Origin of the sequence: Sphingomonas lacusdianchii, from assembly GCF_022664395.1 — a bacterium.
GTDB classification, from domain to species: domain Bacteria; phylum Pseudomonadota; class Alphaproteobacteria; order Sphingomonadales; family Sphingomonadaceae; genus Sphingomonas; species Sphingomonas lacusdianchii.
Genome location: NZ_JAKRET010000005.1, coordinates 276,214 through 299,051, shown reverse-complemented (window position 1 = coordinate 299,051; position 22,838 = coordinate 276,214). Strand labels below are relative to the sequence as shown.

The following is a 22,838-nucleotide window of genomic DNA, read 5'->3' as shown; positions in this document are numbered from 1 at the left end:
CCATAATGAGGTATCAAAGACATCCAGGCTTCCAAAGAAAGTAAATTCCCCGATAAACTTAACTTTTCAGGGAGCTACCAGAATTCGACCATGCGAGTTATGCACAATGTAATCAAACTCTAAAGACAGAACTCCGTTCGCTCCAGTATCGTGTATTTCCATTAGCCTGCCGACTAAAATTTGTCCTAGCTCATTAGCTATAACAAACACGTCATTGATGCCGACAACGACCGATTCTTTATTTATTTCGAGTCGGTCGATCGTGGCGTTAAGTGCAACTGGACCGCAATTTGCGATGTAACGAACGTTAGACGATGTGCCGTGAAGGTTGACACTTGCTGCGTTCAGAGCAGTAAACTTCAAATCAAACGTGCCCCATTCAAATGAGACGCGGCGTAATCCTCCACCATCGGCACCAGTATACCAATGGCGACCCCACGCAACGGGAGCCTTCTCAACTAAACGAGTCCGTAAAACAGTTGGAGGCCGAATATATTCCGCCTCCTGAATGTCTATGACCAGTTGTAAGGGAACGGAAAGTTCTTTCAGAACCTCATGAAGCGGCATGATTCGAATTTTTTGCCCGCCGGTTTTGACATGAAATTCGTGAAGAAGTTCCGGCCGAGGATAATCAGGCTTGCTGGATATTTTCACAAACCAATCAGCTTTCTCCTCGCCAGTTATGAAGATTACATCCATTTTACGTTCACGAGATACCTGCATGATAGTATCCCAGATCAGAAAATCTCCTATCCCGGTGTCTTCTTTCGTAGAATCTTTGTATCCTGGCGGAACTCTTTTCGCGCGTCTATCAGCCCACATTTTAGCAATTTCTTCATGGGAATGATTATTTTCGATTATGTTGGCCGGCGTAAAAACTCTTCCATACATTTCAGTTACCGGATCGGTACCCGCCCAATCCTGCAGCTTCGAGATAGCGGCATCTAACGGTTTCTTGAGGTCCCGCTTTGCCTCCTGAAGTTTGAGTATAGCATCAGAAAGCGCCTTTCCCTCGTCAATTAGCTCGAGAACGGGGGGTAGAGATATACTTAGGTCATTTATACGCGACGAACCATCTCGTAACGATTTAATAATTTCCGAGAGCTTAGCTTCACGATTATTCGCGAACTCTCGAGCAACTCGACCTGGTATAAATATTCGTTTTTCAGCCGCCAACTTCTCAAATACCTTTGAAAGGTCTGAGATTCCTTTAGATTTCACGTTATACGGCAGAAGTAATACGTTTGTGTCTAAAGCAATCAGCACATTCTTGTCCGATGCCCTTCCTCCCGCAAAACTTTTAAAAATTGCAGACAAGTCGGTGTAGCGGCGCTCTAACTCAAACATATCGCCTTGGTCACCAACTCCTGGAGCCGCTCTCCGCTTGTCCGATACCAATGAAGGATCGCACGAAGGTTCCGTGTTTGGCGTAGGACTTTGCTTGGTCATGGGGCTGACTGCCAGCGATCCAGAGATTTTTCAAGGTCTAGCCACACTATGCCGCGAAACCTTCCGTTGCGTGGTCCTCCAGCACGGTATTCCAACCTTTGCTTGGCGGGCGATAGCGCACGATCAATTGGCTGCGAACATCCCTTGATTGCCAAGAAGATCTGGCGCGCCAACACGCAAGACGGACACTCCGTCCGCCGCCGCCTCCCTGATCTGCCTGTCCTGTCATCGCCAATACCCGCAATCTGCCCGGTCATACCCTCGCGGCCGCTGCCGCCCGGTAGCGGACAATACAAGGGCTTGGGGGTGACCGCGGGTTATGTACCGGTTAGGCGAGACCGGTAATGGCGATCGGAAGTCGATCAGCTTTCAGGAGAGTATGCGTGCTGTTTCACACCATGGTCGGATCTAACGACATTGAACGGTCCAAGCGCTTCTACGACACGGTGCTGAGCACCTTGGGTGCAGGAGAAGGGAAGCGGAACATCGCCGACAGCGGCCATACACGGCTGATCTACAATAATGGCAACGGGACCAATTTCATCGTCAGCCAGCCGATCAACGATGAACCAGCAAGCGTTGCCAATGGCAGCACCGTCGCCTTTTCCTGCGACTCACCCGAGCAGGTAAAGAAACTTCACGATACCGCCGTTGCAGCTGGCGGAACCTCGATCGAAGCTCCGCCCGGACCGCGCGAAACTGCCTCGATGGGCACCATCGAACTGGCCTATTTTCGTGACCCCGACGGCAACAAGCTGTGCGGAATTCATTTTCCCGCTTGATCAGTTAGGCACGGGTCCGCTTCTGAGCCTAGCGGACCCGCATCTGGCGATCCCGAATGCGACTATCCACCAATTTCAAACACGCCAGCGGCGGACGCCCCGTCCGCCGCAGCCGGCCGGATCGTTCCGTCCTGCGGCCCGTCATACCCGCAAACTGACTGAGCATACCCCGCGTTCACCGACGCCCAGTTTTGAACGTTCGCCGACGCGGCGTGACGATCGGCTCGCCACGGTTTGACAGACGCCTCTGTAGTGAACCGACAAGCAGAAGCCGTACCGCGCTGCTGCAGCCACCGCGACCCTCAGACGGCCGCGCTACGCCACTCGGCAAGAACCCCGCGCTTGCGGTCGACATGCGCCTTCAAATCTTTGACCAGTTCGGCAGCCGCCCGCTGGTACGCTGCTGGAGCGCTTTCGATCGTTCGCAAATTCCATTTGCCCACATGCTCAGAATAACGGCTTCGAAGTAGCGTAGCTTCCTGCCCGAGTTCGGTGAACAGACGTGGGCGATTGCCAACGGTCAGCCGACGTATCGGGCCGATGATCTCTCTTTCTTCCGTAGCGAGATTGGCACTCAGCAGCACCCCCAAGCGACTACGGAGAACGGCCACTTGGCTCATAGCGTCGTTCGAGCGCAGCGCCGCCAAAAGCTCCTCGGCGACGGTTAAAATGGCTGCGTGTTGTTGCTCCACCGTGAGAGCAGCAGCTTCGTGATTTGATGACATTTCCTAGCCTTGCTCTCATAAGAGTCGCAACGCCATGGTCTGTTCCGTACACTTCGCGGTCGGCAACTTCCGCTCGCTGCCGTGAGCTCCCATTGCCTACCAAGTTCGGACATGCCGGCGGCAGACACCACGCCCGCCCTGAAAACCATATTCCACGCTTTCCCGAGCTTCGAATCCTTCAGATCAAACCAGAAATTTCGATTGTGACGATCAGTTACGGCGCTGGCGATCTTCTTCGTGCTGTTGTTGATGGACTCCTAGAAGTGCCGTAGCAGTCAATTCTAGCGCGGTAGCGCGACCATAGTCACGCTCCCAACAGACGATCGCAGCGCGTATCAGCGCCGCACCGGCATCTTCCTCCAGAAGCTGCTGCGCTATGTCTGCCAATGTAAGGCTTCGATTGGCGATCAGTTCGTCCCGATCGAGCTCGTCTTGGGAAGGAGCCACAAAGCTTCCAGTTACTGCACGCGGATACGCCATTTAATATAGGTTAGTGCATTGAGGTAGGCTGCAAATCGTACCCTTGTATCAACGGCCCCCTCGCCAGCAGCGGCATTGGCCGGGGGCGGACACACGCTCCGCCGCGACGCCTTCAAACCGAACCAATCGGTCCGGGTTTGAATGCCCCCTTCGTGACGATACCCAGACGCTACCCTCACCGCAGCAATGCTGATGGTATTATGCTGCCTCGTCAGTCCGCGTCGCCGCGATCCGTGGTGATCGTTGCCAGAAAACTAAGAAGGCTGCGCCGTTGATCGTCCGCCAGCCTACTGACGCTGCTGACGATCGCGGTTGTTTCTTCGTCAATCGAATCGGGGGCAAGTCGACCTGTGAGAAGGTAGCCAACGTCGATTCCATTCGCGCCGAGCAGCATCAAATAATTTACGCCAGGCTCCGTCTCGCCCTTCTCGTATCGGCTTTGCGAACCCAATCCGACCCCACCTAAAGCAGCAAAGTCAGTCTGATTGTAACGACTTGCCTTCCGCGCCTCCCGTAGACGCGAAGCGAAATTAGCCAAATTAGGAAATTCCGCTTGATCTTTCACCTAATCCTACGCATTTTTAAACGGGTTTCTACAGACTGATACATGACATATGCCGAACGGAGTCGCCAACATTCACAGTGACCTGCCCGCACGCGCGTTGTCGGCGCGCGGCCAGTTCATTGCGTCGGGAACCAACGTCTCGAATGGGCGCGTGAGCGCGGCTTTTCGCTGACCCTCGTCCATCAGGTGCTCAGTGGCCGGCGTCGATGCATCCGTGGAGAGTCGCACCGGATCGCGGTTGCGCTGGGGATCAAGGCGGAGGCAGCCGCTCCCGGCATCCCCCCGGTTCGGACCGGCGATCACGCTGATGGCCCCGGTGCATGATCTGCTTCCGCGACAGCCAATGAACGCGTCCCATCCCCTTCCGTCTTTCGGCCGTCCACGCAACGGCCGGAAACTGCGCCCGGCCAATCCGTGTCGTACCGGCCGGGCGCAGGTCGTGCGCAGCATCTCCCTACGCGCGGCCGGAGCCGGTTGTATGTCCCAATCGGCTCCGCATTCCGGGACGCAAGCATGACGAAGGCCCGCCAGCCGCTCTCGATCGAGCAGGCGTTGTGCGACGTCATCGATGCGATCGGGATGGAGCGCGCCGCCGAGGTGACCGGTCGCCGCCATGCGTACCTGCGTCGGGTGACCGATCCGGCTCGGCGCGACGCCCTGAGTTGCCACGACGCGCCGCTGCTCGACGCGGAATATGACGCAACCATTGGCGGCCGTCCCATTCATGAGACCATGAAGGTCAAGCTCGATGCGCAGCGCATGCACATCACCTTCGACCAGCAGGCGCTGCTCGAGGCCACGATGGACTCCGTTCGGGAGGCCGGCGGTGCCCATGCTGCGCTGATCGCCGCGACCGCTAACCCGTCGCCTTCGACCCTACGGACCGCCCTTCGCGGCCTGATGCAGTCCGTCCAGGCGAAGAACCGAATTGCCCCGATCCTGCGCCAGATGATTCGGCGACAACCGCAAGCGCCCTGACGCAATCCGACGAGCGCCGCCTGTTTCCCATTTGCCTCCCCGGTCCGCGACCATCCCGGTTCGCGGAGCGGCTGTCTGCTGCCCGGAGAGTATCGTGCCCCCGTCCCCCGGAGCATATCTTAAATGCCGCCGGACCGCGTCTGGCCTGACGGTCGACGACGTCGTTCGCGCGATCAAGACCGATCCGTCCATGCCGCTCACGGAACGGATCGAATGGGTCCGTATGATCGAGGCCGACCTCGTTGCTATGCGCTGGTCGACCATCATCGCCTTGCGCCAGATATTCCCGTTCGACCTCGCCGTGCTGGAACGGCTGTCGCTCATTCATGACGGCGCAGACCTTCCCGCGCCGCGCCTGTGTCGCATTTGTCGTGCCGGTGAAACCGGACCGGCCGGCGCGACGGTTCAGCCCTGGGCATGGGATCAGAGCGATCTCTGTATCGGCTGCGCCAGCGCGCGATGAAGCGCTCCCTCTCTTGGCTGCCACGCAACCTGCTCCGCGCGTCCACGCTGCTCGCCGGCGTGACCATGGGGTTCGCCACGCTCGGCCACGCACCGCTGGCGATCGTCGCTGCAGCGCTCACCTGCCTTTTGGCGCTCACCGCCTTTCGCATCCTCACCCGAACTGGAGATCGCTGATGTCCCGCGTTCGTCCTTTTGCCACCAACGCCGATCCGACACCCCGGCACCAAGTGATTCACCTGATCGATTGCGATTGCCGGGAGTGCGATCGCCCTGCCCCGTCCGATCGCGACTACCATGTGCGCGCCGCGATCGAGACGGTCGCGATCTTCGCCGTCGGCTACGTCGCCGCATGGCTGACCGATTGGGCGCTCGACGGCCCCGGTCTGCAAATCATGGTCGGACTATGACGACGACACATGCCCGGATCGGCTTTGGCGACGACAGCCCGCCGCCGGACGCGATACCGTCCGATCGCCTTCGCGCTGTCCGCCTCGCTGCAAAATGCTTCCAGATGGCCTGGTCGACGCCATTTGCCGCTGAACGCGACGCGGCGATCTCCCGCGGAACCGCCATTGCCACGAAGGCTGGGCTCCGGCTTGAACTGTTCAGAATTCCCGGCCGCGACCAGTCAGAACACCAGTTGCGCGATGCACTGCGCGATGCGGAGGCGACCCGGCAGCGCTGGGCCGATAGGCTCGACGCGCGAAATGGCGAAACGATCTACGCGGCGAAGCGACGCGCCTTCGACCAAGCAATCCGCGCCGCCGCCGATCGCGACCGTATAGCGGGGCGGCGGCCGGCAGATTTGGCAGATCTCGACGCCCTCCGACGTGCCGATCTGCTCGAACGCTGGCCATCGATCGGGGCGGCCATCAACGCCCTGAAGGCGCGCCGCGTCCTTGTTCACCCGGTCGATACGGGCGATGGACCCGAACCGCAGCGATGGCATGTACCGGCTCACCGGTCGACAGCCGTCGACGAATGGCAGTTGCGCGAATTGGCTGACGAGGTGTGCGGATGAAGCTGACCATCAACCAGCGGCGGGTTCTCAACGTGCTCGAGCGGCTCGCCGACGAGGGCGCTGCCTGCCCGACCAACGCTGTGCTGGCCGAAAGCATCGGCGCGGACACGTCCGATGCGGCGAAGGCGTTTGCCGATCTGCGACGCCTCGGTGTCATTGCGGTCGTGACGCTTCGCGCCAAACGGCGCGTGACGATCGTCGCTACCGGCGCGACCACCGCTCCCCTGCCCGACACCTCCGCTGCGCCTGCGCAGCGGGCAAGCGTTGACGCATGACCGTCGCGCCCCCGCTGGCCGCGCTGATCCGCGCCATTGCCGCTGACATGGCCGCCGAGGATGTTGCGCGCGCCTACCCATCCCGGAGTCGCCCATGCCCCGCTGCGCCATTTACGCCCGCTTCTCGACCGAGCTTCAATCCGCCCATTCGGCCGAAGACCAGATTGCCAGCTGCTCGGCACGTGCAGAACGCGAAGGCTGGGAAATTGCGGGTGTCTATACCGACATCGCCATCTCCGGTGCCTCCAACCGGCGGCCCGGCATGACCGCCATGTTGGCGGATGCGGCCTCCGGATCGTTCGATATCGTCTGCGCCGAGGCGATCGATCGAATCGCCCGCAACCAGGCCGATATCGCGACGATCTACCAGCGGCTCGAATTCGCGAACGTCCGAATCCACACGCTGACTGAAGGTGACGTGTCGGAACTTCACATCGGGCTGAAGGGCACGATGTCGGCCCTGTTTCTGAAGGAGCTGGCGGAAAAGATCCGGCGCGGTCAACGCGGGACGGTCTCGCGCGGCCGGGTGCCAGGCGGCCTCGCCTATGGCTATGAGGTCGTTCCCGCGATCCGGCCGGATGGCGAGCTCGATCGCGGTATCCGGCGAATCGTCCCGGGAGCAGGCCGACGTCATCCTGCGCATCTATCGCGAATATGCCGCCGGTCGGGGTCCGAAGGCGATTGCCAAGGGATTGAACGCCGATGGCATCCCGGCACCGCGCGGCGGCGACTGGCGGGCATCGGCCATCGCCGGATCGCGCGCTCGGGGGTTGGGGGTGCTCCACAATCCGATCTACGCCGGGCGGTACCTTTACAACCGCCTGCACATGCGGCGCGATCCCGAAACCCGTCGTCGCATCTCCCGCGTCAACCCAGCGGAGGAACGGGTCTCGGTCGAGATGCCCGAGCTTCGCATCGTCCCGCAGGAACTGTGGCAGCAGGTCCAGGACATGGCAGCAGACCGTTCCAGCGGGCCGCTGAACCAGCGCCGGCGCCCGAAGCATCTTCTCTCCGGGCTGGTGCAGTGTGGACGCTGTGGCGGTGCCTACGCGACGATTGGCGGAGGCCGCATGGGTTGCACCCGGGCACGGGAGGCCGGCACCTGCGATGTGCGGGGAACGGTCGCCCGTTCAGCGATCGAGGCCCGCGTCCTCGGCGGCGTCACCGAGAAGCTGCTCGAATCGGATGCCGTATCGTTGTTGGTTCGGGAATATCATGCCGAGGTGGAGAGCCGCCGGGCGGAGCGCGTTCGCGACGCTGGCGACGTGGACCGCCGGATCAAGAAGACCCAAGGCCAGATAGAACGACTCGTCAGCGCGATCGCCGACGGCGCGGCCGATTTCGCCGACGTGCGCGAGGCCCTCGCGGCACGCAAAGCCGAACTGCTCGAGCTTCAGCGGGAGCGGCAGGAAATCGACGCCGTGCCGGTCATCGCGATGAATCCAGCGATCGTCGACGATTACCGAAAACGGGTCCGCGTGCTCGCCACGACATTGGACGGCAGCAGCGCCACGAATGATGAAGTCAAGGCCCGGCTGCGCGACATGATCGATGACGTGCGGGTCACCCCGAACAATCACGATGACGTCGATATCGAAGTGTTGTCGTCGTTCGGCGCAGTGGTCGCTTTGGCGACCGATCAACCGAGGGGACGTTCGTCCCGCTCGGTTATGATGGTAGCGAAGGAGGGATTTGAACCCCCGACCCCAGGATTATGATTCCCGTGCTCTAACCAACTGAGCTACTTCGCCCCGCCACTTCCCGTCGGGAGGCGGCCCTATACGAACGGGAATCGCCCCGGTCAAGCGAACATGTGACGAGAAATTGCTTCCCATGGTCCGCCGCGATACCACCAGCTCGCCAAGCCTGCGATTTTGACCGGTCGCGAGGAAAATCCAGCGGACAGCGTCGCCAGCAACGCCTTGGCCTCGGTCGGTTCGACCTTGTTCTGGACCGTGACGTGCGGACGCCACCCGCTCCGGTCCTGCGGGACGAGCATCGAAGCAAAGGCGTCGGCCAGGTCGGCGCGGATTGCCTCGAGATCGGGCGACTCGATCCGATAGGCGACGCCGCGCCCAAGGTTCATCAACCCGCCGACCCGGGCGTGCGGGGCCGGCAGCCCCCGTGTCACCGCGTTCAACCGCTGCTTCAACTCGGCGCCCAGTTCCGGTGCGAGATGGTGGAACATGGTGCAATGCGCCGCCAGCACGTTGCGCTCCGGCGGAAAATAGGCGCGGCGCTGTCGGTCGAACCACGCCTGATCCTCGTGCCCGAACAGGGCAGTCACGATGATCGGCGCAGGCCCGCGATGATCGGTCAAATCTCGACCTGACTGCCCAGTTCGACGACACGGTTCGTCGGCAGGCGGAAAAACTCCATCGCGCTTTCCGAATTCTGCAGCATCCATGCGAACAGCTTTTCGCGCCAGATCATCATGCCCGGTCGCGACGACGGCAACAGCGTCTGCCGCGCGAGGAAGAAGCTGGTGTCCATCATCCGGAAGTCACCGCCGCAGCAGCCGACCGCCTTCAGCGCCCCTGGTACGTCCGGATCCTGCATGAAGCCGAATTTCAGGATCATGCGGTGAAAGCCCTGCCCCAGATCCTCGGTCTTCGTTCGCACTTCCGGGTCCACATAGGGCGTATCGGCGATCTTGACGGTCAGCAGGATGACGCGGTCGTGCAGCACCTTGTTATGCTTCAGATTGTGCAGCAGCGCATGCGGCACGCCTTCCGGCGTCGAGGTCATGAAAACCGCGGTGCCCGGCACGCGGGTCGCCGAACTTGCCGCCGACTGGATGAACACCTTGATCGGCATCGCCGCTTCGCGCATCCGCTCGATCATCAGCTTGCGCCCCTTGGCCCAGGTCGTGAGCAGGACGAACACGACGATGCCGACCAGCAGCGGGAACCAGCCGCCATCGGGGACCTTGGTCAGGTTGGACGCGAAATAGGCGCCGTCGATGCACAGGAAGATCGCCATGAAGCCCGCGACCGCCGCTACCGGCCAGTTCCATACGCGCTTGATGAGCACCGCGATCATGCAGGTGCTGATGAACATCGTGCCGGTCACGGCGATTCCATAGGCGGCGGCGAGGTTAGACGATTCCTGAAACCCAAAGATCAGCAGCAGCACCATGATGAGCAGCGCCCAGTTCACGGCCGGTATATAGATCTGGCCGGCCGCATCCGCGCTGGTATGTTCGATGCGCAGGCGCGGCATCAATCCGAGCTGCACGGCCTGTTGCACCACCGAAAACGCGCCGGTGATGACCGCCTGACTGGCGATGATCGTTGCGAGCGTCGCAAGGATGACCAGCGGTAGCCGGAAATCTTCCGAGGCCATGAAGAAAAACGGGTTGGAAGCCGCATCCGGATTCTCGAGCAGCAATGCCCCCTGCCCCAGATAGTTCAGCATCAGCGCCGGAAACACGCAATAAAGCCACGCGATGGAGATCGGCCGCCGTCCGAAATGGCCCATATCGGCATATAGCGCCTCCGCTCCGGTCACGGAAAGCACGACCGATCCGAGCGCGAGGAAGGCGAGGATGCCATCCTGTGCGAAGAATCGCACCGCCCAGATCGGGTTCAGCGCCTGAACGATCTCCGGTCGTTCGAGGATGTTGAGGATGCCGAGGCCGGTCAATGTCACGAAATAGGCAATCATTATCGGCCCGAAGAGCCGCCCGACCCCCGCCGTTCCCACCGCCTGCAACCAGAACAGCGCGATCATGATGACGACGGCGATCGGAATGACGAACGGGTCGAAGCCGGCATTGACCGTCGCCAGCCCCTCGACCGCCGACAATACCGATACTGCCGGGGTAATCATGCAGTCGCCGAAGAACAGGGCGGTCGCCAGCACCCCGAGGATGACGAGGCTGGACGTCCAGCGACCGCCGCCGGTTTTGCGCTGGATCAGGGCAAGCAACGCGAGGCTGCCGCCCTCCCCGTTATTGTCCGCCCGCATGATGATGAAAACGTATTTCAGCGTCACGATCAGCATCAGCGACCAGAAGACGAGGCTGACGACGCCGAAAATGTTGATCTGATCGACGGGCAGTCGATGGTGCCCGACGAACGTTTCCTTCATCGCGTACAGCGGCGAGGTGCCGATATCGCCATAGACGATGCCGAGCGCGCCCAGCGACAGCTTGGCGAGCGACTGTGCGGGGCCGTGATGGCCCGGCCCATCCGCGGGAAGATCGGTGGCTTCGCCGGAAGCCTCTCTGGAGAACATCACGGGCGCGGGGACCGCGCCGAAGTGGCAACGAGGTTGGTCATGTCGACCGCGTCCCAATGGTTTGAGCGCGCGCCGTTAGCACGCGCACCATAGCCGCGCAACGTTCGCTGATGCGCCGATCCACCTGCACCTTCGATGAACGGCGTTGCGCATCGGCATCGAATCAGGAGCGCAGCCTGCCGCTATCGATCGCCGCCGGTATCAGCGCCAGATTCTCGATCGCGGCCAGCCCCCATTGCGATGCGGCATTGGTACTGATGCCGGGCCATTCGACGATGCCGCCAGGCAGCGTTCGTCTGGGATCGGTAATCCGCGTGCCCAGCCCAGCCTTGCCGGCGAAAAATTCGGCCGACGCCCGGTTGGCAAGGGTCGCATCGACGTCGGCCCACGCCGCGAACGCCGTCAGGCGGGAATGCGCTTCGGCAAGGTTTTCCGATCCCTTGCGCGGCCCGAACCGCGCTTCGAACACGGCGCGGGGCGCGTTGTAGTAGCGGCAATAGTCGAGCCATGCCTTTCGGTAGCGCGGCACGTCGAGCAGCTGCAGCAGTTCGGCGTTGATCTCGACCGCACCGAAGACCGCGTTCAGATGCGATATCGATACCGTGTCCCCCGGCCCGGCGAACCGCCCGCTTGCAAGTTCATAGGGCGCACTGCCGGCCATCCATCCATTCGTCAGGCGACCGATACTGTCCATGCCCGCTGTCAAGCGATCGCGCCACCGCCGGTCACCGGTGCGTTCCCACTCGGTCAGCCAGGCAGCGGCGAGCGAACACCATACCGTCCCGAACGACATTTCGATCATGCCCGCCGCCAGGGTCGCATGCTGGCCGCCCGGCACCTTCCGGCCGATCTCGACCATCGCCAACGTCCGGTCCGATGTCAGCAGGTCGCGCATCAGGTCGCCGACCCGTTCGTCGGCGGTCAGATAATAATAGATTCGGCGGTAGGTGGCGTTGCTGATTCGGGGTTGTTTGGAACTGTCACTGAAGTGCTGCACGCCGTGGCGGGTGCCCATGCCGCGGAACCGGCCGAGATGGTACACGTCCACCTCCCCCGTATGCCGGGTCATCGCCTCCGCGAGGCGATAGGCCTGCCCGCCGCCGGTGCGCAGCGCCTGCATCCACAGCCACAGATCGGGCGACAATTCGCTGTTGGCCCAGGCAAAGCCGCCGATATCGTAACGCCACTGGTGGCGATCCGAATCATAGCTGTGCATGACGTCGCCATGGTTCCAGAAACCATACCAATGGCGTCGATCGACCTCGCCCGCGTAGAAATCGACCAGATGCGCCAACTGGTCCTCGATCGCGGTCCGGTTGGGCGTCGACCGGTCGGGCAGGCTCCAATGGCCGAACACCCCGGCGGCGTGCAGTCCGGCCGGATCGGCAACCAGTTGCGGCGCGTCGGCAGCGATCGCGGCCAGCGCCTGCAACCGCTCCGTCGGCGGGGTCGAGTCGAACGCCCACAGCATCAGTTCGCTGGTGCGGGCGATACCGGTGGCACTGTCCCAGCCCGGCTCGTAATCCTCATAGGTTACCGCCAGCCCCTCATTCTGGGCGTCATATCCCTCCATCCCCATCACCCCGCGATAGGATCGCAGGTCCATCGCGCCGGCGTGCGGCGACCATAACCACAGCGTCAGGCGGGCATCGTCCTCCGTCGCGTTCGTCACGGCGATCTCACCGGGATGGCGTTGCCAAAACCAGCGCGCGCCGATCGCAGCACCGCCCTGCGGCGAACCGACATAGGCGAAGCCCGGGGCACGACCGCCCTCCCCCGCCTCGACCCAGCCATGGTTCGCTCCGGTCCGCTTGCGCAGCGTGAAACCCTGTGCCGAAAATTGTGCGAGCGAGAACTCGCCCCATGGCGGAATCCGTTCCAGCAGATCGCCCACGGGTTTCGCCATGGCCGCCGGGGACGGCGTCGCCCGGCCGGCAATCTGCCCCGCGCGAGTCGCCTCCCCCGGATCGCGCCGCAGCCCGGTGAGCGGCCGAACCGCCTCGACGAACATCGCCCCTTCATCCAGCGCGATGCGCACATGCCGATCGTGCAGCGGCGCCACCATCGGCACAGCGGTCGTCAACCCGATCCCCGAGACGAACCACAGCGCCGGATCGACGTCGTGGACGAAGCTATGGACGATCCGCAGCCCGTGCGATCCCGCATAGGCGTAGAGACGGACGACGAACGGCAGCGCCCGCTGTTCGCCACCGACATGATAGCCCTCGACCTTCACCACCGCGCGCACCGGTCCGCGTTGCTCGACGGTCACGCGGTCGATATGTCCGTTCAGCGAAAGGCGCGGGCCTTCGGGCGAACCCTGCCGCAGTTCGGCGACCAGCGCCGCGTCGCGCAGCACCGTACGATCGCCGCAAGTTGCGCGCCGGACCAGGGCATCACCGCTGCGGCCGATTTCCCAACGCTGGTCGCCGGTCGCGATGACGATCAAGTCGCCCCGCTCCTCGACCCGCACCGGCGCATCCGGCAGCGCCGCCCGACCCGGTCCGACCATGACGGCAGCGCCCGGTGCCGTATCGGCCGGAAGCGCATGGGCCGTCCATTTCACGCTGCCGTCTGGCCATGTCGCCGTCACCCAGCTCTGGGCGGGCAGCGGCCGGCCGGCATCGTCGCGTACCGCCCAGCGCTGCCGCGCCGACACCCGTCCACGCGGCCATGCCATGCCGAACGTCTGCCCGGCATGCACGGTCGGCGACCTGCCCTCGACCCAGTTCGCGCGTCCATCCACTATTCGCCCGCGGTCGACGGGAGCGGCGAATGCCGGCAGGCTGCGCAGACCGGCCGCTAACATGGTCGCACCCATCAGGCCGCGGCGGGTGATCGGCATGGTCGTGTCTCCGATGGTCAGGGCCGGGAAATCGTCACCCGGCGAATGCGCAAATGGCTCTGCGTCGTGCGCAGCGCGAACCAGCCGCTGCGATAGGGCGCGGGGTCGGTCATCGCGAACAGCATGCGGCCGTTGCGTTCGACAGCGATCCGGCCGCCATCGGCGATCAGCGCGACGCGGGTCCAGCGATTGGGCTGCAACAATGCGGCTGGATCGGCCCGGTCATGTTCGGGCAGCAGTGGCCGGTCGCCCGCCCGGCCGGTATAGCGCCGCATCCGCGTCGTCGTGTTCCGGTTGCCGCCGATGCCGACGTAATAGGTAGTGAGCGTGTCATACGCCTCGAACCGGCCATCACGCGGTCGCAAGAACACCGACCGATCGGATGCCGCCGGGTCGGTCGCCATCCAGAAGGCGTTGAGATCGCTGACCTGATCGTTCGGCCCGCCCGCCGATACCGCCATCGCATCGAAGGCGATGCGTACCGGCCCGTCGAGCCGATCGGGATACCACAGGGTCAGCCCGCGCGGCGTGTCGATATCGATTACGCCGCCGGGGAGGTAGCGGACCTGTGCTCGCGGTGATTCCGCTTCGATCGACCACGCGATCACCGGCACCGGCGGATGCGCACAGCCGGTTAGCACCGCCAGCGCCAGCCAGCCGCCCTGACGTACAAGGCGGCCGGCATGGCAGGTCACAGCTTGAACTGCGCACCGACGAAGATGCGGCGGCCGAAATCGCTATATTCGATCGACCGGGCGTCATCGATATACGATCGGGCAAGTTCGTTGGTCAGGTTCAGCGCCTCGAAGAACAGGCTGTACTGCGGCGTGATGCGGAACTGCACCTTGGCATCGACATAGGTTTCGCCGCGGCGGAAAACCGGATTGTTGCTGGCACTCGCATCGGACGCAACCAGCAGATAGTCGCTCCGCTTGTTGTAGCTGACCCGTGCGTTCAGCCAGTCCTTGTCATAGAAGATGCTACCATTGTACGTGAACTTCGAGAGCCCTGGAAAGGCGTCTATCGGTTCGCCGGTCGCGACGTTCGTCAGCGAACTGTTCAGCGCGCGGCTGAAGGTAAAGTTGCCGTTGACGCCGAAGCCGTCAAATGGCGCCGGCAGGAAGGTGAACGCCGTCGACGCACTGATTTCGAGGCCGTCCAGCTTCGCGCCGAAACCGTTGGTCGGCTGCCGCACCGTGTAGAGCAGGCCGTCACCGAACAGGTCGACGCCCGTCCGGACCGATGCCGGCAGGACGAAGCTTTTGATGTCCTTGTAATAATAGCCGATGCTGACGATCGTGTCGGCATTGGGGTACCATGCTGCGTTCAGATCATACTGGTCGGCGCGATAGGGCTGAAGCGCCGGGTTACCGGCGGTACAGGTATCTTCCCCGGCGATGGTGTCGGCAAGGTCGATCACGCAGTTGACTGCCGGCGACAGATCGGTCGGACGCGGGCGTGCGAGATTCTTGGCATAGGTCGCCCGGACGAACAGGTTCGGCTGTACCTCCAGCGACAGGTTCACCGCCGGCAACCAATCGTGATAGTCGTTGGTCAGCGTGACTTCCTGCACCGCCGTCGTCGCGATTTCGATGACCGGCGGGATGCCGTTCACCCCGGTGCCGGGCCGAACCCGGTTTTCACGGCGCGTGTTGCTGCTGGTGGAGTCATCCCGCGTGTAAGTATAGCGCATGCCGCCGTTACCGGTCAGTGGCATGCCGAACACGGTGGTGCCGAAGTTCAGCTTGAGATAGCCGGCGACGATCTTCTCGTTGATGATGTACCCCGGAATCTGCGGCAACCCGTCGGCAAAGCGCACGCGGCTCTGATTGAAGTTCGACAGATCGTAAAATTTCGAAAGGTTGGCGAAGTCGAACAGGGGCTGGGCCAGACGTTCCGGTGCGCCTTCGATACCCTTGATGCCGCCGAACAGTGGAGCGCCACCGGTCACACCGCCATTGGTCGCCAGAAACTGCTGATACTGCGCAGCCGTGAAATAATAAGTGTTCGGCGCGGGACCCGTTGCCGGCGGGGCGCCGATAACGGTGTTGAGCGAGACGTTGTTATTATACTGGTACAGCGCGCTTTGCGTGACGGTACCGTTCGGTGCCCGGACTTCGGGCCGCAACAGGCGCGCGCCGCCCTGATTATAAAAGACTAGATCCTGGTTGCGATATTGTCCGCCGAACTCGAAGCTTCGCAGAAAGCCCCAATCGAGGTCGTAATCGACGTCGAGCTTCAGCTGGTCTTCCGCCGAGTCCCGCTGGCTGGGCCGATATTGGACTGACGGACCGGCCTGCACCAGCAACTGTCCATTGGCACCGCGCCGGGTGTTGTCACCATAGGCGGCGATGTTCGAGGGATCGAATGCCGACGGAAAGGTCAGAACCGGCAGCCCGTCCGCGTTGCGACGATCGACCGTGATACCCGACACGCCGGTGGTGATCGCTACCAGATTGGTTTCATCGACCCGGTTCCCTTCGGAACGCGAAGCCAGGAACACCATCTTCATCCGGTCGAGGTCCCATTTGAACCCCGACTGATAATAGCGCGTATTTTCGTCATAGGTGAAATCGCGCCGCTGTACGCCGACGATGTTGCTGGCCCCGCCCGAACCGGCGACGACACCGCTGCCCGGCGGCGTCCCGGCGTTCAGCGCGGTCGTCCAGCTCGTCAGGATATGGCCGTCGGTCGTGACATAGGACTGGGTCGGACGCGCCCGCGACGCACCGCCAGCGGCATTACTGGCCAGCGCCGCGTCGAGATTGTAGCGGGTGATGTCCGGCGTGCTGCTGACGATGCCCGAACTTGCAAGGCCGCCGCCCATATTCACCGCATAGTTGGTGTCGCGCAGATTCTGGTTGCGATAGTTGAGCGTCACCTGTCCCCAGGCGGAGAAGTTGTCGAAGAACTGGACTTGCGCCTGGAAATCGAGCGAGGTGCGCGCGTCGGTCCGTTCGTTGTTGCGATAGCGCACCGAACCCGGCGACCAGTCGAAGAATTGCGTTTCGCAGGCAAGGCGATTGGCGGTCGCAATCGCTGCCGTCGATCCGGTGGTGCCGGCGCAGCTCTCATAGGTGCCGAAATTTGCGTAATTGGGATCGGCAACCGTCTTTTCGGCCGAACGGTCGAAATCGAGATAGCGCTGCCAGTTGGTGTTCGCGATCGAGTCACCGCGGGTATCGACGACGCTGTGCGTGACGTTCAGCAGCAGACCCAGGCGACCGTCCAGAAGATCCGAACGCCCGGCCGTCAGGTTGAAACGTGGCCGCCACTTTTCGGTCAGGTTCAGACGCTGCGCCTCGCCCTTTATGCTGAACAGAGGTTTCGTCAGTTCAAGCGGACGACGCGTTTCCACCCGCACGGTCCCGCCGATGCCGCCTTCGGTCAGGTCGACCGTATAGCCCTTGTAGACGTCGACCGACTTGACCAGTTCCACCGCCAGTTCGCGAAAGTCGCCGCTGCGACCGCCGCCCGGTGACTGCTGGCTGACGCCGTTGATCTCGATACGGTTGAGGTCGGGCTCGACGCCGCGGATCGAGATCTGCGACCCTTCGCCAAAGTCGCGCTGCAACTGCACGCCGGTGACCCGCGCCAGCGCCTCGCCGACATTCTTGTCGGGGAAGCTGGCGATATCCTCCGCGACGATCGAGTCGACGACGGTATCGGCATTCTTCTTACGCGCGATCGCGGATTGCAGCGACGCGCGGGTGCCGGTGACGAGGATTTCGGCTTCTTCATCAAGCGGATCGGTCGGCGACTGGTTCGCTTCGCCGCCCGATGCGACGACCTGCGCAAAGGCCGGCGCGCTACCCAGCGCCACGATCAGCGCCAGGCCCGACGCGGCGGCGCGCAGCCTGGCTCCACGGATATTGGCGAACGACGTCATGCAAACCCCTCCTCATGTCCGGGACGGCGCGTGGGTGTTCCCCGTCGCCGATCAAAATCGCTTTGCTCGACCTCGGGCCTACCGTGGAACGGACCGCTTGCAAAGCAGAATCTTCGCAATATGATATTTGTGTCCATATGGTGAAACAATATGGTCGACAGGAGAGCGGACGATGCGCGGATTGATTCTGAGGATGCTGGCTGCGAGCGTGTCGGCAACCGCCTTCGCCGCGCCGAATGCCGCGACGGACGGCCGGCAAGTCGAGCGACTCGATCGGGGACTGGTGGCGGTGCCGGCCAAGGACGGCGGCAATCACATTTCGTGGCGGCTGCTCGCGACCGACCGGCCTGGAACCACGTTCCGCCTGCTGCGCGACGGCAGGGTGATCGCCGCGCGGGTGTCCAGGGCGTCGAGCTTCCACGACCGGAGCGGAACGTCCGCGGCGCGCTATCGGCTCGAGACGATCGGAATACGGGAGCCGGCGGCCACGGCGGGGGTCTGGTCGAAGGGATATTGGTCGATCCCGCTCGATCCGCCTGCCGAACGGGTGACGCCGGCCGGCGAGCGCTATGGATATACGGCCAACGATGCCAGCGTCGGCGATCTGGATGGCGACGGCCGCTATGAGATCGTGCTGAAGTGGGACCCGACCATTTCGAAGGACAATGCGTTCGGCGGCTATAGCGGCGAAACGTTGCTCGACGCCTATACGCTGGACGGCAAGCGGCTGTGGCGGATCGATCTGGGGCGCAACATCCGCTCGGGTGCGCATTATTCGCAGTTCATGGTCTATGACTTCGATGGCGACGGGCGCGCGGAGATCATGGTCAAGACCGCCGATGGCACGATCGACGGTGCGGGCCGCGTGCTGGGCGATGCCACGGCCGACTGGCGGGCGAAGGACGGTGAACTTCCGCAAGCCGACCGGACCGGTGCGACCACCCTGCCCGATGGCCGCAAGGTCGCCCGGGTGCAGGGGCGCATCCTGTCGGGGCCGGAATATCTGACCGTGTTCGAAGGAGCGACCGGACGGGCGCTCGCGACGCAACCCTATGCGCCGCCGCGCGGCAGCGATACGCCGGAGGGGCTGCAGGCACTGTGGGGCGATGGCTATGGCAACCGTTCCAACCGGTTCCTTGCCGGCGTCGCCTATCTGGACGGGAAGCGGCCGAGCGGGATTTTCGGGCGCGGCTATTATGCGCGATCGACGGTGGCCGCATGGGACTGGCGCGACGGCAAGCTGACGCAGCGCTGGCTGTTCGACAGTTCGGCGCCGGGCAATGCGAAATTCGCCGGACAGGGCAATCACAATCTGTCGGTCGCCGATGTCGATGGCGATGGCCGCGACGAGATCGTCTACGGTTCGATGGCGATCGACGACGACGGCAAGGGGCTGTGGAGCGCCGGTCTGGGGCATGGCGATACGATGCATGTCGGCGACCTCGATCCCGACCGGCCGGGGCTCGAAAAATTCGGCGTCCATGAAGAGGTGCCGCGCAATGGCGGGATCGGGTCGGCGATGCTCGACGCGCGGACGGGCGCGATCCTGTGGACGACGCCGGCGACCAAGGACACCGGACGCGGGCTGTCGGCCGATATCGACCCACGCTATCCGGGCGAGGAAAACTGGAACTCGAGCACACCCAACCTCTACACGGCCAAGGGGCAAATAATTTCCGGACCCAAGCCCAAAGTCGCCAATTTCGCAATCTGGTGGGACGGCGATGCGCAGCGCGAGCTGCTCGACCGCAACCGCATTACCAAATGGGACTGGAAGGCAGGGGTCGAGGTACCGCTGTTGATCGCGGACGGCGCGACGTCGAACAACGGCACCAAATCGACGCCCGCGCTGTTGGCGGACATACTGGGCGACTGGCGCGAAGAGGTGATCCTGCGCAGCGAGGATAATCGCGAATTGCGGATCTATGCGACGCCCTTCCCGACCAGCATCCGGCGCGAGACGCTGATGCATGATCCGATCTATCGGCTGGCCGTCGCGTGGCAGAACACGGCCTATAACCAGCCACCGCACCCGTTGGTCGCGCCGAAATGATCGTGGCGCTGGCAATGCTGCTTGCCGGACCGGTGACGCCGATCACCTATCGCCTCGACGATGCCCGACCGCGCGAGGGCGAGGTGCGGGTCGAGCGAGATCGTCCCTATCGGGATGGCTATGGTTACGAGCCCGAGGGGGGTCGTCGGTTCTCCGTGGCGTTGCCCGAGGGTAATTGGCGGGTGACGATGACGCTGGGTGATCGGCGGACGGCGACGACCACGGTGAAGGCCGAGGCCCGGCGGCTGATGCTCGACCGGGTCGTGACGCGCGCCGGACAGCGGGTGACCCGCAGCTTCGTGGTCAACACCCGGACGGCGATGCTGGCGCCCCCGCCGGCCAATGCGCCGGGAGGGACGATGGTCCGCCTGAAACCGCGCGAGACGGACAGTCCGACATGGGACGATCGCCTGACGCTCGAACTGCTCGGCGATGCGGCGGTCGACACGGTGCGGATCGAGCCGGCCGACGTGCCGACGCTGTATCTGGTTGGGGATTCAACGGTTACCGACCAGCCGTCCGAACCGGCGGCGAGTTGGGGACAGATGCTGCCAGCGTTTCTCGACGGGCAGGTCGCGGTCGCGAACCATGCGGAGTCGGGGGAGACGCTGAAATCCTTCCTGACCGAATTACGGCTCGACAAGGTGCTGGCGATGTTGCGCAAGGGCGACTGGCTGTTCGTCCAGTTCGGGCATAACGACCAGAAGGCGCAGTGGCCGCAGACCTATGTCGAGGCCGGGACGACCTATCGGGCCTATCTAAAGGCCTACATTGCCGAGGCGCGGCGGCGCGGCGCAACGCCGGTACTGGTGACCAGTCCCGAGCGGCGCAATTTCGATGCGGCAGGGCGGATCAAGCCATCGCTGGGCGATTATCCGGCAGCGGTCCGCGCGGTCGCGGCGGAGGAAGGGGTGGCGGTCATCGACCTGAATGCCGCCAGCATCGCCATCTATGAGGCACTGGGTCCGGCGGTTAGTCCGCAGGCGTTCAACGATAGCGGCAAGGACCGGACCCACCACAATAATTATGGCGCATGGCTGCTGGCGCGGGCAGTGGCGGAGGGAATTCGCACGCTGCCGGGCATGGCGGCGCATGTGACCGCCGCGCGCTTCGATCCGGCACGGCCGCCTTTGCCGGCGGCGGTGGCGATCGTGCCGAGTGCCGCGCGCAGCGACGTGCGGCCGGACGGCAATTGATCGACCGGCGCGCCATGTTGCTGGGAATGCTGGCCCTGCCCTTTCCCGCCCATGGCGCGCGCCGGTTCGATGTGCGGCGGTTCGGCGCGGTCGGCGATGGGCGGACGCTGGACACGGCAGCGGTGCAGCGGGCGATCGATGCGGCGCAGGGCGGCGGGACGGTCGTGGTGGCGAAGGGGCGTTACCGGTGCTTCACGCTGCGGCTGGCAAGCGATGTGACGCTGGTGCTGGAGCAGGGCGCGGTGATCGTCGCGGCCGATCCGGCGCGGGACGGCGGGCGCTATGCGCTGCCCGAGGATCGCGGCGAGCAGCTATATCAGGATTTCGGGCATAGCCATTGGCATAACAGCCTGATCGTCGGGGACGGCGTGGCGCGGGTCGCGATCCTCGGGCCGGGAATGATCGATGGCGAGGGACTGACCCGCGACGGCCCGGGTGCGCGGTGGCGCAAGCAGGCCGGCGAGCGACCGCTGTCGATGCGGCAGATGACGGCGGCGGAGATCGCGGCGCTGGAGCCGGACGCGGCGCGGATGAACGGGCTGGGGAACAAGGCCGTGGCGCTGGTCGAGGCGCGGGATGTCCGGATCGAGGGGATCACGATCGCGCGGGGCGGGCATTTCGCGATCCTGGCAACGGGCTGCCGGGGCATGGTGCTGCGCGACCTGACCATCGATACCAATCGTGACGGGATCGACCTGGACGGGGTGCGCGACGTGCTGATCGAGCGGTGCCGGGTGAATACGCCCAATGACGATGCCATTGTTTTGAAGAGCAGTTTTGCGCTGGGGCAAGCACTGCCCTGTAGCGATGTGACGGTGCGCGACTGTGTCGTGTCGGGGTTCGATCCGGGGACGCTGATCGACGGGACGCGGGGGCGGACACAGCAACTGGCGCCCGACCGCGACCGGGTGACCGGGCGGATCAAGCTAGGGACCGAGAGCAATGGCGGGTTCCGGCGGATCCGTATCGAGCGGTGCCGGTTCGAGCGGTCGCGTGGGCTGGCGCTGGAGACGGTCGATGGCGGGGTGATCGAGGACGTGGTCGTGCGCGACCTGACCATGACCGAGGTGACCACCGCGCCGCTGTTCCTGCGGATCGGGGACCGGCGGCGCGGGCCGGCGGGAACCGGGGTCGGTACGATCCGGGGCGTGACGGTCGAGGGGCTGCGGGCGACGGGGATCGACCATCGCTTCGCGGCGACGCTGGCGGGGTTGCCGGGGCACTGGATCGAGGACGTAACCCTGCGCGATATCAGCCTTTCCTATTTGGGCGGGGGACGGCCGGTGGCGATGCCGCCGGAGCTGGCCGATGCCTATCCCGAGCCGAGCATGTTCGGGCCAACGCCGGCCTGGGGGCTGTGGTGCCGGCATGTGCGGGGGCTGACCGTCGAGGGGCTTAACCTGACGACCAGGGGCGATGGGCGGGCGGCGATCCGGCTGAACAATGTCGCGGGGGCGAAGGTGACGAAGGTTACACGTAGCGATTGACCCACAGCACTGAACATTCTATTATTTGAATATAACGTTCACATAGTGAACATACAGGAGGGGCGGATGGCGCGGCAGGCGTTTCGGATGCAGTTGAAGCCGGGCATGGCCGCCGAATATCGCGCGCGCCACGACGCGATCTGGCCCGAATTGTCGGCGCTGCTGCGCGCGGCGGGGATTTCGGATTACTGGATCTTCCTCGACGAAGAGACCGGCGCGCTGTTCGCGACGCTGGAACTGGCCGAACAGAACCAGCGCGATACCTTGCCCGCTCATCCGGTCATGCAGCGTTGGTGGGAGTCGATGGCGCCGCTGATGGAGACGCAGGCCGACAACCGGCCGCTCGAATGGCCGCTCTCCCCCATGTTCCACATGGCATGACCGGC

Annotated in this window: 21 protein-coding genes, 1 tRNA gene and 3 pseudogenes; 14 read left to right on the top strand and 11 right to left on the bottom strand. The window is 63.5% G+C overall.

The genetic code is table 11. The annotated features are described in order from the left end of the window. Nucleotides 1–66: 66 nt before the first annotated feature. Entirely contained in the window at nucleotides 67–1,449 is a 1,383-nt protein-coding gene (locus tag MF607_RS09510) for a PIN domain-containing protein (protein ID WP_242117868.1), read from the bottom strand. 383 nt (nucleotides 1,450–1,832) lie between these two features. Here MF607_RS09510 and MF607_RS09505 point away from each other — a divergent pair, with 383 nt between their 5' ends. Then, the gene (locus MF607_RS09505) at nucleotides 1,833–2,231 is read left to right on the top strand and encodes a VOC family protein (RefSeq protein WP_242117866.1); all 399 of its coding nucleotides are present in this window, start codon (nucleotides 1,833–1,835) and stop codon (nucleotides 2,229–2,231) included. Nucleotides 2,232–2,533: 302 nt separating this feature from the next. Here MF607_RS09505 and MF607_RS09500 read toward each other — a convergent pair whose 3' ends face one another. From MF607_RS09500 to MF607_RS09490, 3 genes are all read right to left on the bottom strand, one after another. Next, nucleotides 2,534–2,956: a hypothetical protein gene (locus tag MF607_RS09500; RefSeq protein WP_242117864.1), complete on the bottom strand. Its 423-nt coding sequence runs from the start codon at nucleotides 2,954–2,956 to the stop codon at nucleotides 2,534–2,536. A 210-nt stretch (nucleotides 2,957–3,166) separates the two neighbouring features. Further along, entirely contained in the window at nucleotides 3,167–3,436 is a 270-nt protein-coding gene (locus MF607_RS09495) for a hypothetical protein (protein ID WP_242117862.1), read from the bottom strand. Nucleotides 3,437–3,647: 211 nt separating this feature from the next. After that, the gene (locus tag MF607_RS09490) at nucleotides 3,648–4,001 is read right to left on the bottom strand and encodes a helix-turn-helix domain-containing protein (protein ID WP_242117860.1); all 354 of its coding nucleotides are present in this window, start codon (nucleotides 3,999–4,001) and stop codon (nucleotides 3,648–3,650) included. A gap of 150 nt (nucleotides 4,002–4,151) precedes the next feature. On the opposite strand from MF607_RS09490, the pseudogene MF607_RS23035 reads away from it, so the two are divergent. The 9 genes and pseudogenes from MF607_RS23035 to MF607_RS22915 all read left to right on the top strand — a co-directional run. Continuing rightward, nucleotides 4,152–4,325 (top strand): annotated as a pseudogene (locus MF607_RS23035) (helix-turn-helix domain-containing protein); the annotation flags it as partial. Between the two features lie 189 nt (nucleotides 4,326–4,514). Beyond that, the gene (locus MF607_RS09485; RefSeq protein ID WP_242117858.1) at nucleotides 4,515–4,979 is read left to right on the top strand and encodes a hypothetical protein; all 465 of its coding nucleotides are present in this window, start codon (nucleotides 4,515–4,517) and stop codon (nucleotides 4,977–4,979) included. A gap of 223 nt (nucleotides 4,980–5,202) precedes the next feature. Beyond that, nucleotides 5,203–5,442 (top strand): hypothetical protein, encoded by a 240-nt coding sequence (locus MF607_RS09480; RefSeq protein ID WP_242117856.1) that lies wholly within the window; start codon nucleotides 5,203–5,205, stop codon nucleotides 5,440–5,442. Beyond that, complete coding sequence (locus tag MF607_RS09475; RefSeq protein WP_242117854.1) at nucleotides 5,439–5,618, top strand: hypothetical protein; 180 nt, start codon at nucleotides 5,439–5,441, stop codon at nucleotides 5,616–5,618. Before MF607_RS09480 ends, MF607_RS09475 begins: the two co-directional genes overlap by 4 nt. After that, the gene (locus MF607_RS09470; protein WP_242117852.1) at nucleotides 5,618–5,851 is read left to right on the top strand and encodes a hypothetical protein; all 234 of its coding nucleotides are present in this window, start codon (nucleotides 5,618–5,620) and stop codon (nucleotides 5,849–5,851) included. The genes MF607_RS09475 and MF607_RS09470 overlap by 1 nt, the downstream gene beginning before the upstream one ends. A 104-nt stretch (nucleotides 5,852–5,955) precedes the next feature. Next, a complete protein-coding gene (locus MF607_RS09465) occupies nucleotides 5,956–6,465 on the top strand; it encodes a hypothetical protein (protein ID WP_242117850.1) in 510 nt (169 codons plus the stop codon). Continuing rightward, nucleotides 6,462–6,740, top strand: a complete 279-nt coding sequence (locus MF607_RS09460; RefSeq protein WP_242117848.1) for a hypothetical protein — start codon at nucleotides 6,462–6,464, stop codon at nucleotides 6,738–6,740. The genes MF607_RS09465 and MF607_RS09460 overlap by 4 nt, the downstream gene beginning before the upstream one ends. A gap of 94 nt (nucleotides 6,741–6,834) precedes the next feature. Beyond that, a pseudogene (locus tag MF607_RS09455) lies at nucleotides 6,835–7,206 on the top strand (recombinase family protein); the annotation flags it as partial. Between the two features lie 79 nt (nucleotides 7,207–7,285). Continuing rightward, nucleotides 7,286–7,837, top strand: a pseudogene (locus tag MF607_RS22915) (recombinase family protein); the annotation flags it as partial. A 33-nt stretch (nucleotides 7,838–7,870) separates the two neighbouring features. Here MF607_RS22915 and MF607_RS09445 read toward each other — a convergent pair. From MF607_RS09445 to MF607_RS09415, 7 genes are all read right to left on the bottom strand, one after another. Then, on the bottom strand, nucleotides 7,871–8,383 hold the full coding sequence (locus tag MF607_RS09445) for a hypothetical protein (RefSeq protein WP_242117925.1): 513 nt from the start codon (nucleotides 8,381–8,383) through the stop codon (nucleotides 7,871–7,873). A gap of 31 nt (nucleotides 8,384–8,414) precedes the next feature. Next, a tRNA-Met gene (locus MF607_RS09440) sits at nucleotides 8,415–8,491 on the bottom strand. Nucleotides 8,492–8,541: 50 nt separating this feature from the next. Further along, complete coding sequence (locus MF607_RS09435; protein WP_242117845.1) at nucleotides 8,542–9,060, bottom strand: 2'-5' RNA ligase family protein; 519 nt, start codon at nucleotides 9,058–9,060, stop codon at nucleotides 8,542–8,544. Further along, the gene (locus MF607_RS09430) at nucleotides 9,057–10,979 is read right to left on the bottom strand and encodes a potassium transporter Kup (RefSeq protein WP_242117922.1); all 1,923 of its coding nucleotides are present in this window, start codon (nucleotides 10,977–10,979) and stop codon (nucleotides 9,057–9,059) included. The genes MF607_RS09435 and MF607_RS09430 overlap by 4 nt, the downstream gene beginning before the upstream one ends. Before the next feature lie 166 nt (nucleotides 10,980–11,145). Beyond that, a complete protein-coding gene (locus MF607_RS09425) occupies nucleotides 11,146–13,827 on the bottom strand; it encodes an exo-rhamnogalacturonan lyase family protein (RefSeq protein ID WP_242117842.1) in 2,682 nt (893 codons plus the stop codon). A gap of 17 nt (nucleotides 13,828–13,844) precedes the next feature. Then, nucleotides 13,845–14,522: a DUF6250 domain-containing protein gene (locus MF607_RS09420; RefSeq protein WP_242117840.1), complete on the bottom strand. Its 678-nt coding sequence runs from the start codon at nucleotides 14,520–14,522 to the stop codon at nucleotides 13,845–13,847. Continuing rightward, nucleotides 14,519–17,716 (bottom strand): TonB-dependent receptor, encoded by a 3,198-nt coding sequence (locus MF607_RS09415; RefSeq protein WP_242117838.1) that lies wholly within the window; start codon nucleotides 17,714–17,716, stop codon nucleotides 14,519–14,521. Before MF607_RS09415 ends, MF607_RS09420 begins: the two co-directional genes overlap by 4 nt. 172 nt (nucleotides 17,717–17,888) lie before the next feature. Here MF607_RS09415 and MF607_RS09410 point away from each other — a divergent pair, with 172 nt between their 5' ends. The 4 genes from MF607_RS09410 (at nucleotide 17,889) to MF607_RS09395 (ending at nucleotide 22,833) form a co-directional block, all read left to right on the top strand. Next, the gene (locus tag MF607_RS09410) at nucleotides 17,889–19,769 is read left to right on the top strand and encodes a rhamnogalacturonan lyase (RefSeq protein ID WP_242117836.1); all 1,881 of its coding nucleotides are present in this window, start codon (nucleotides 17,889–17,891) and stop codon (nucleotides 19,767–19,769) included. After that, nucleotides 19,766–20,965 (top strand): rhamnogalacturonan acetylesterase, encoded by a 1,200-nt coding sequence (locus MF607_RS09405; protein ID WP_242117835.1) that lies wholly within the window; start codon nucleotides 19,766–19,768, stop codon nucleotides 20,963–20,965. Before MF607_RS09410 ends, MF607_RS09405 begins: the two co-directional genes overlap by 4 nt. Before the next feature lie 14 nt (nucleotides 20,966–20,979). Further along, nucleotides 20,980–22,452 (top strand): rhamnogalacturonidase, encoded by a 1,473-nt coding sequence (locus MF607_RS09400; RefSeq protein ID WP_242117920.1) that lies wholly within the window; start codon nucleotides 20,980–20,982, stop codon nucleotides 22,450–22,452. A gap of 66 nt (nucleotides 22,453–22,518) precedes the next feature. Further along, nucleotides 22,519–22,833 (top strand): L-rhamnose mutarotase, encoded by a 315-nt coding sequence (locus tag MF607_RS09395; RefSeq protein ID WP_242117918.1) that lies wholly within the window; start codon nucleotides 22,519–22,521, stop codon nucleotides 22,831–22,833. Nucleotides 22,834–22,838 lie beyond the last annotated feature (5 nt).

Coding starts and splice junctions, on each gene's coding strand:
- MF607_RS09395 (WP_242117918.1), top strand. CDS start 22,519: ATGGCGCGGCAGGCGTTTCGGATGCAGTTGAAGCCGGGCATGGCCGCC.
- MF607_RS09495 (WP_242117862.1), bottom strand. CDS start 3,436: ATGGCGTATCCGCGTGCAGTAACTGGAAGCTTTGTGGCTCCTTCCCAA.
- MF607_RS09500 (WP_242117864.1), bottom strand. CDS start 2,956: ATGTCATCAAATCACGAAGCTGCTGCTCTCACGGTGGAGCAACAACAC.
- MF607_RS09415 (WP_242117838.1), bottom strand. CDS start 17,716: ATGACGTCGTTCGCCAATATCCGTGGAGCCAGGCTGCGCGCCGCCGCG.
- MF607_RS09480 (WP_242117856.1), top strand. CDS start 5,203: ATGATCGAGGCCGACCTCGTTGCTATGCGCTGGTCGACCATCATCGCC.
- MF607_RS09470 (WP_242117852.1), top strand. CDS start 5,618: ATGTCCCGCGTTCGTCCTTTTGCCACCAACGCCGATCCGACACCCCGG.
- MF607_RS09485 (WP_242117858.1), top strand. CDS start 4,515: ATGACGAAGGCCCGCCAGCCGCTCTCGATCGAGCAGGCGTTGTGCGAC.
- MF607_RS09400 (WP_242117920.1), top strand. CDS start 20,980: ATGTTGCTGGGAATGCTGGCCCTGCCCTTTCCCGCCCATGGCGCGCGC.
- MF607_RS09510 (WP_242117868.1), bottom strand. CDS start 1,449: ATGACCAAGCAAAGTCCTACGCCAAACACGGAACCTTCGTGCGATCCT.
- MF607_RS09410 (WP_242117836.1), top strand. CDS start 17,889: ATGCGCGGATTGATTCTGAGGATGCTGGCTGCGAGCGTGTCGGCAACC.
- MF607_RS09430 (WP_242117922.1), bottom strand. CDS start 10,979: ATGTTCTCCAGAGAGGCTTCCGGCGAAGCCACCGATCTTCCCGCGGAT.
- MF607_RS09425 (WP_242117842.1), bottom strand. CDS start 13,827: ATGCCGATCACCCGCCGCGGCCTGATGGGTGCGACCATGTTAGCGGCC.
- MF607_RS09460 (WP_242117848.1), top strand. CDS start 6,462: ATGAAGCTGACCATCAACCAGCGGCGGGTTCTCAACGTGCTCGAGCGG.
- MF607_RS09475 (WP_242117854.1), top strand. CDS start 5,439: ATGAAGCGCTCCCTCTCTTGGCTGCCACGCAACCTGCTCCGCGCGTCC.
- MF607_RS09465 (WP_242117850.1), top strand. CDS start 5,956: ATGGCCTGGTCGACGCCATTTGCCGCTGAACGCGACGCGGCGATCTCC.
- MF607_RS09405 (WP_242117835.1), top strand. CDS start 19,766: ATGATCGTGGCGCTGGCAATGCTGCTTGCCGGACCGGTGACGCCGATC.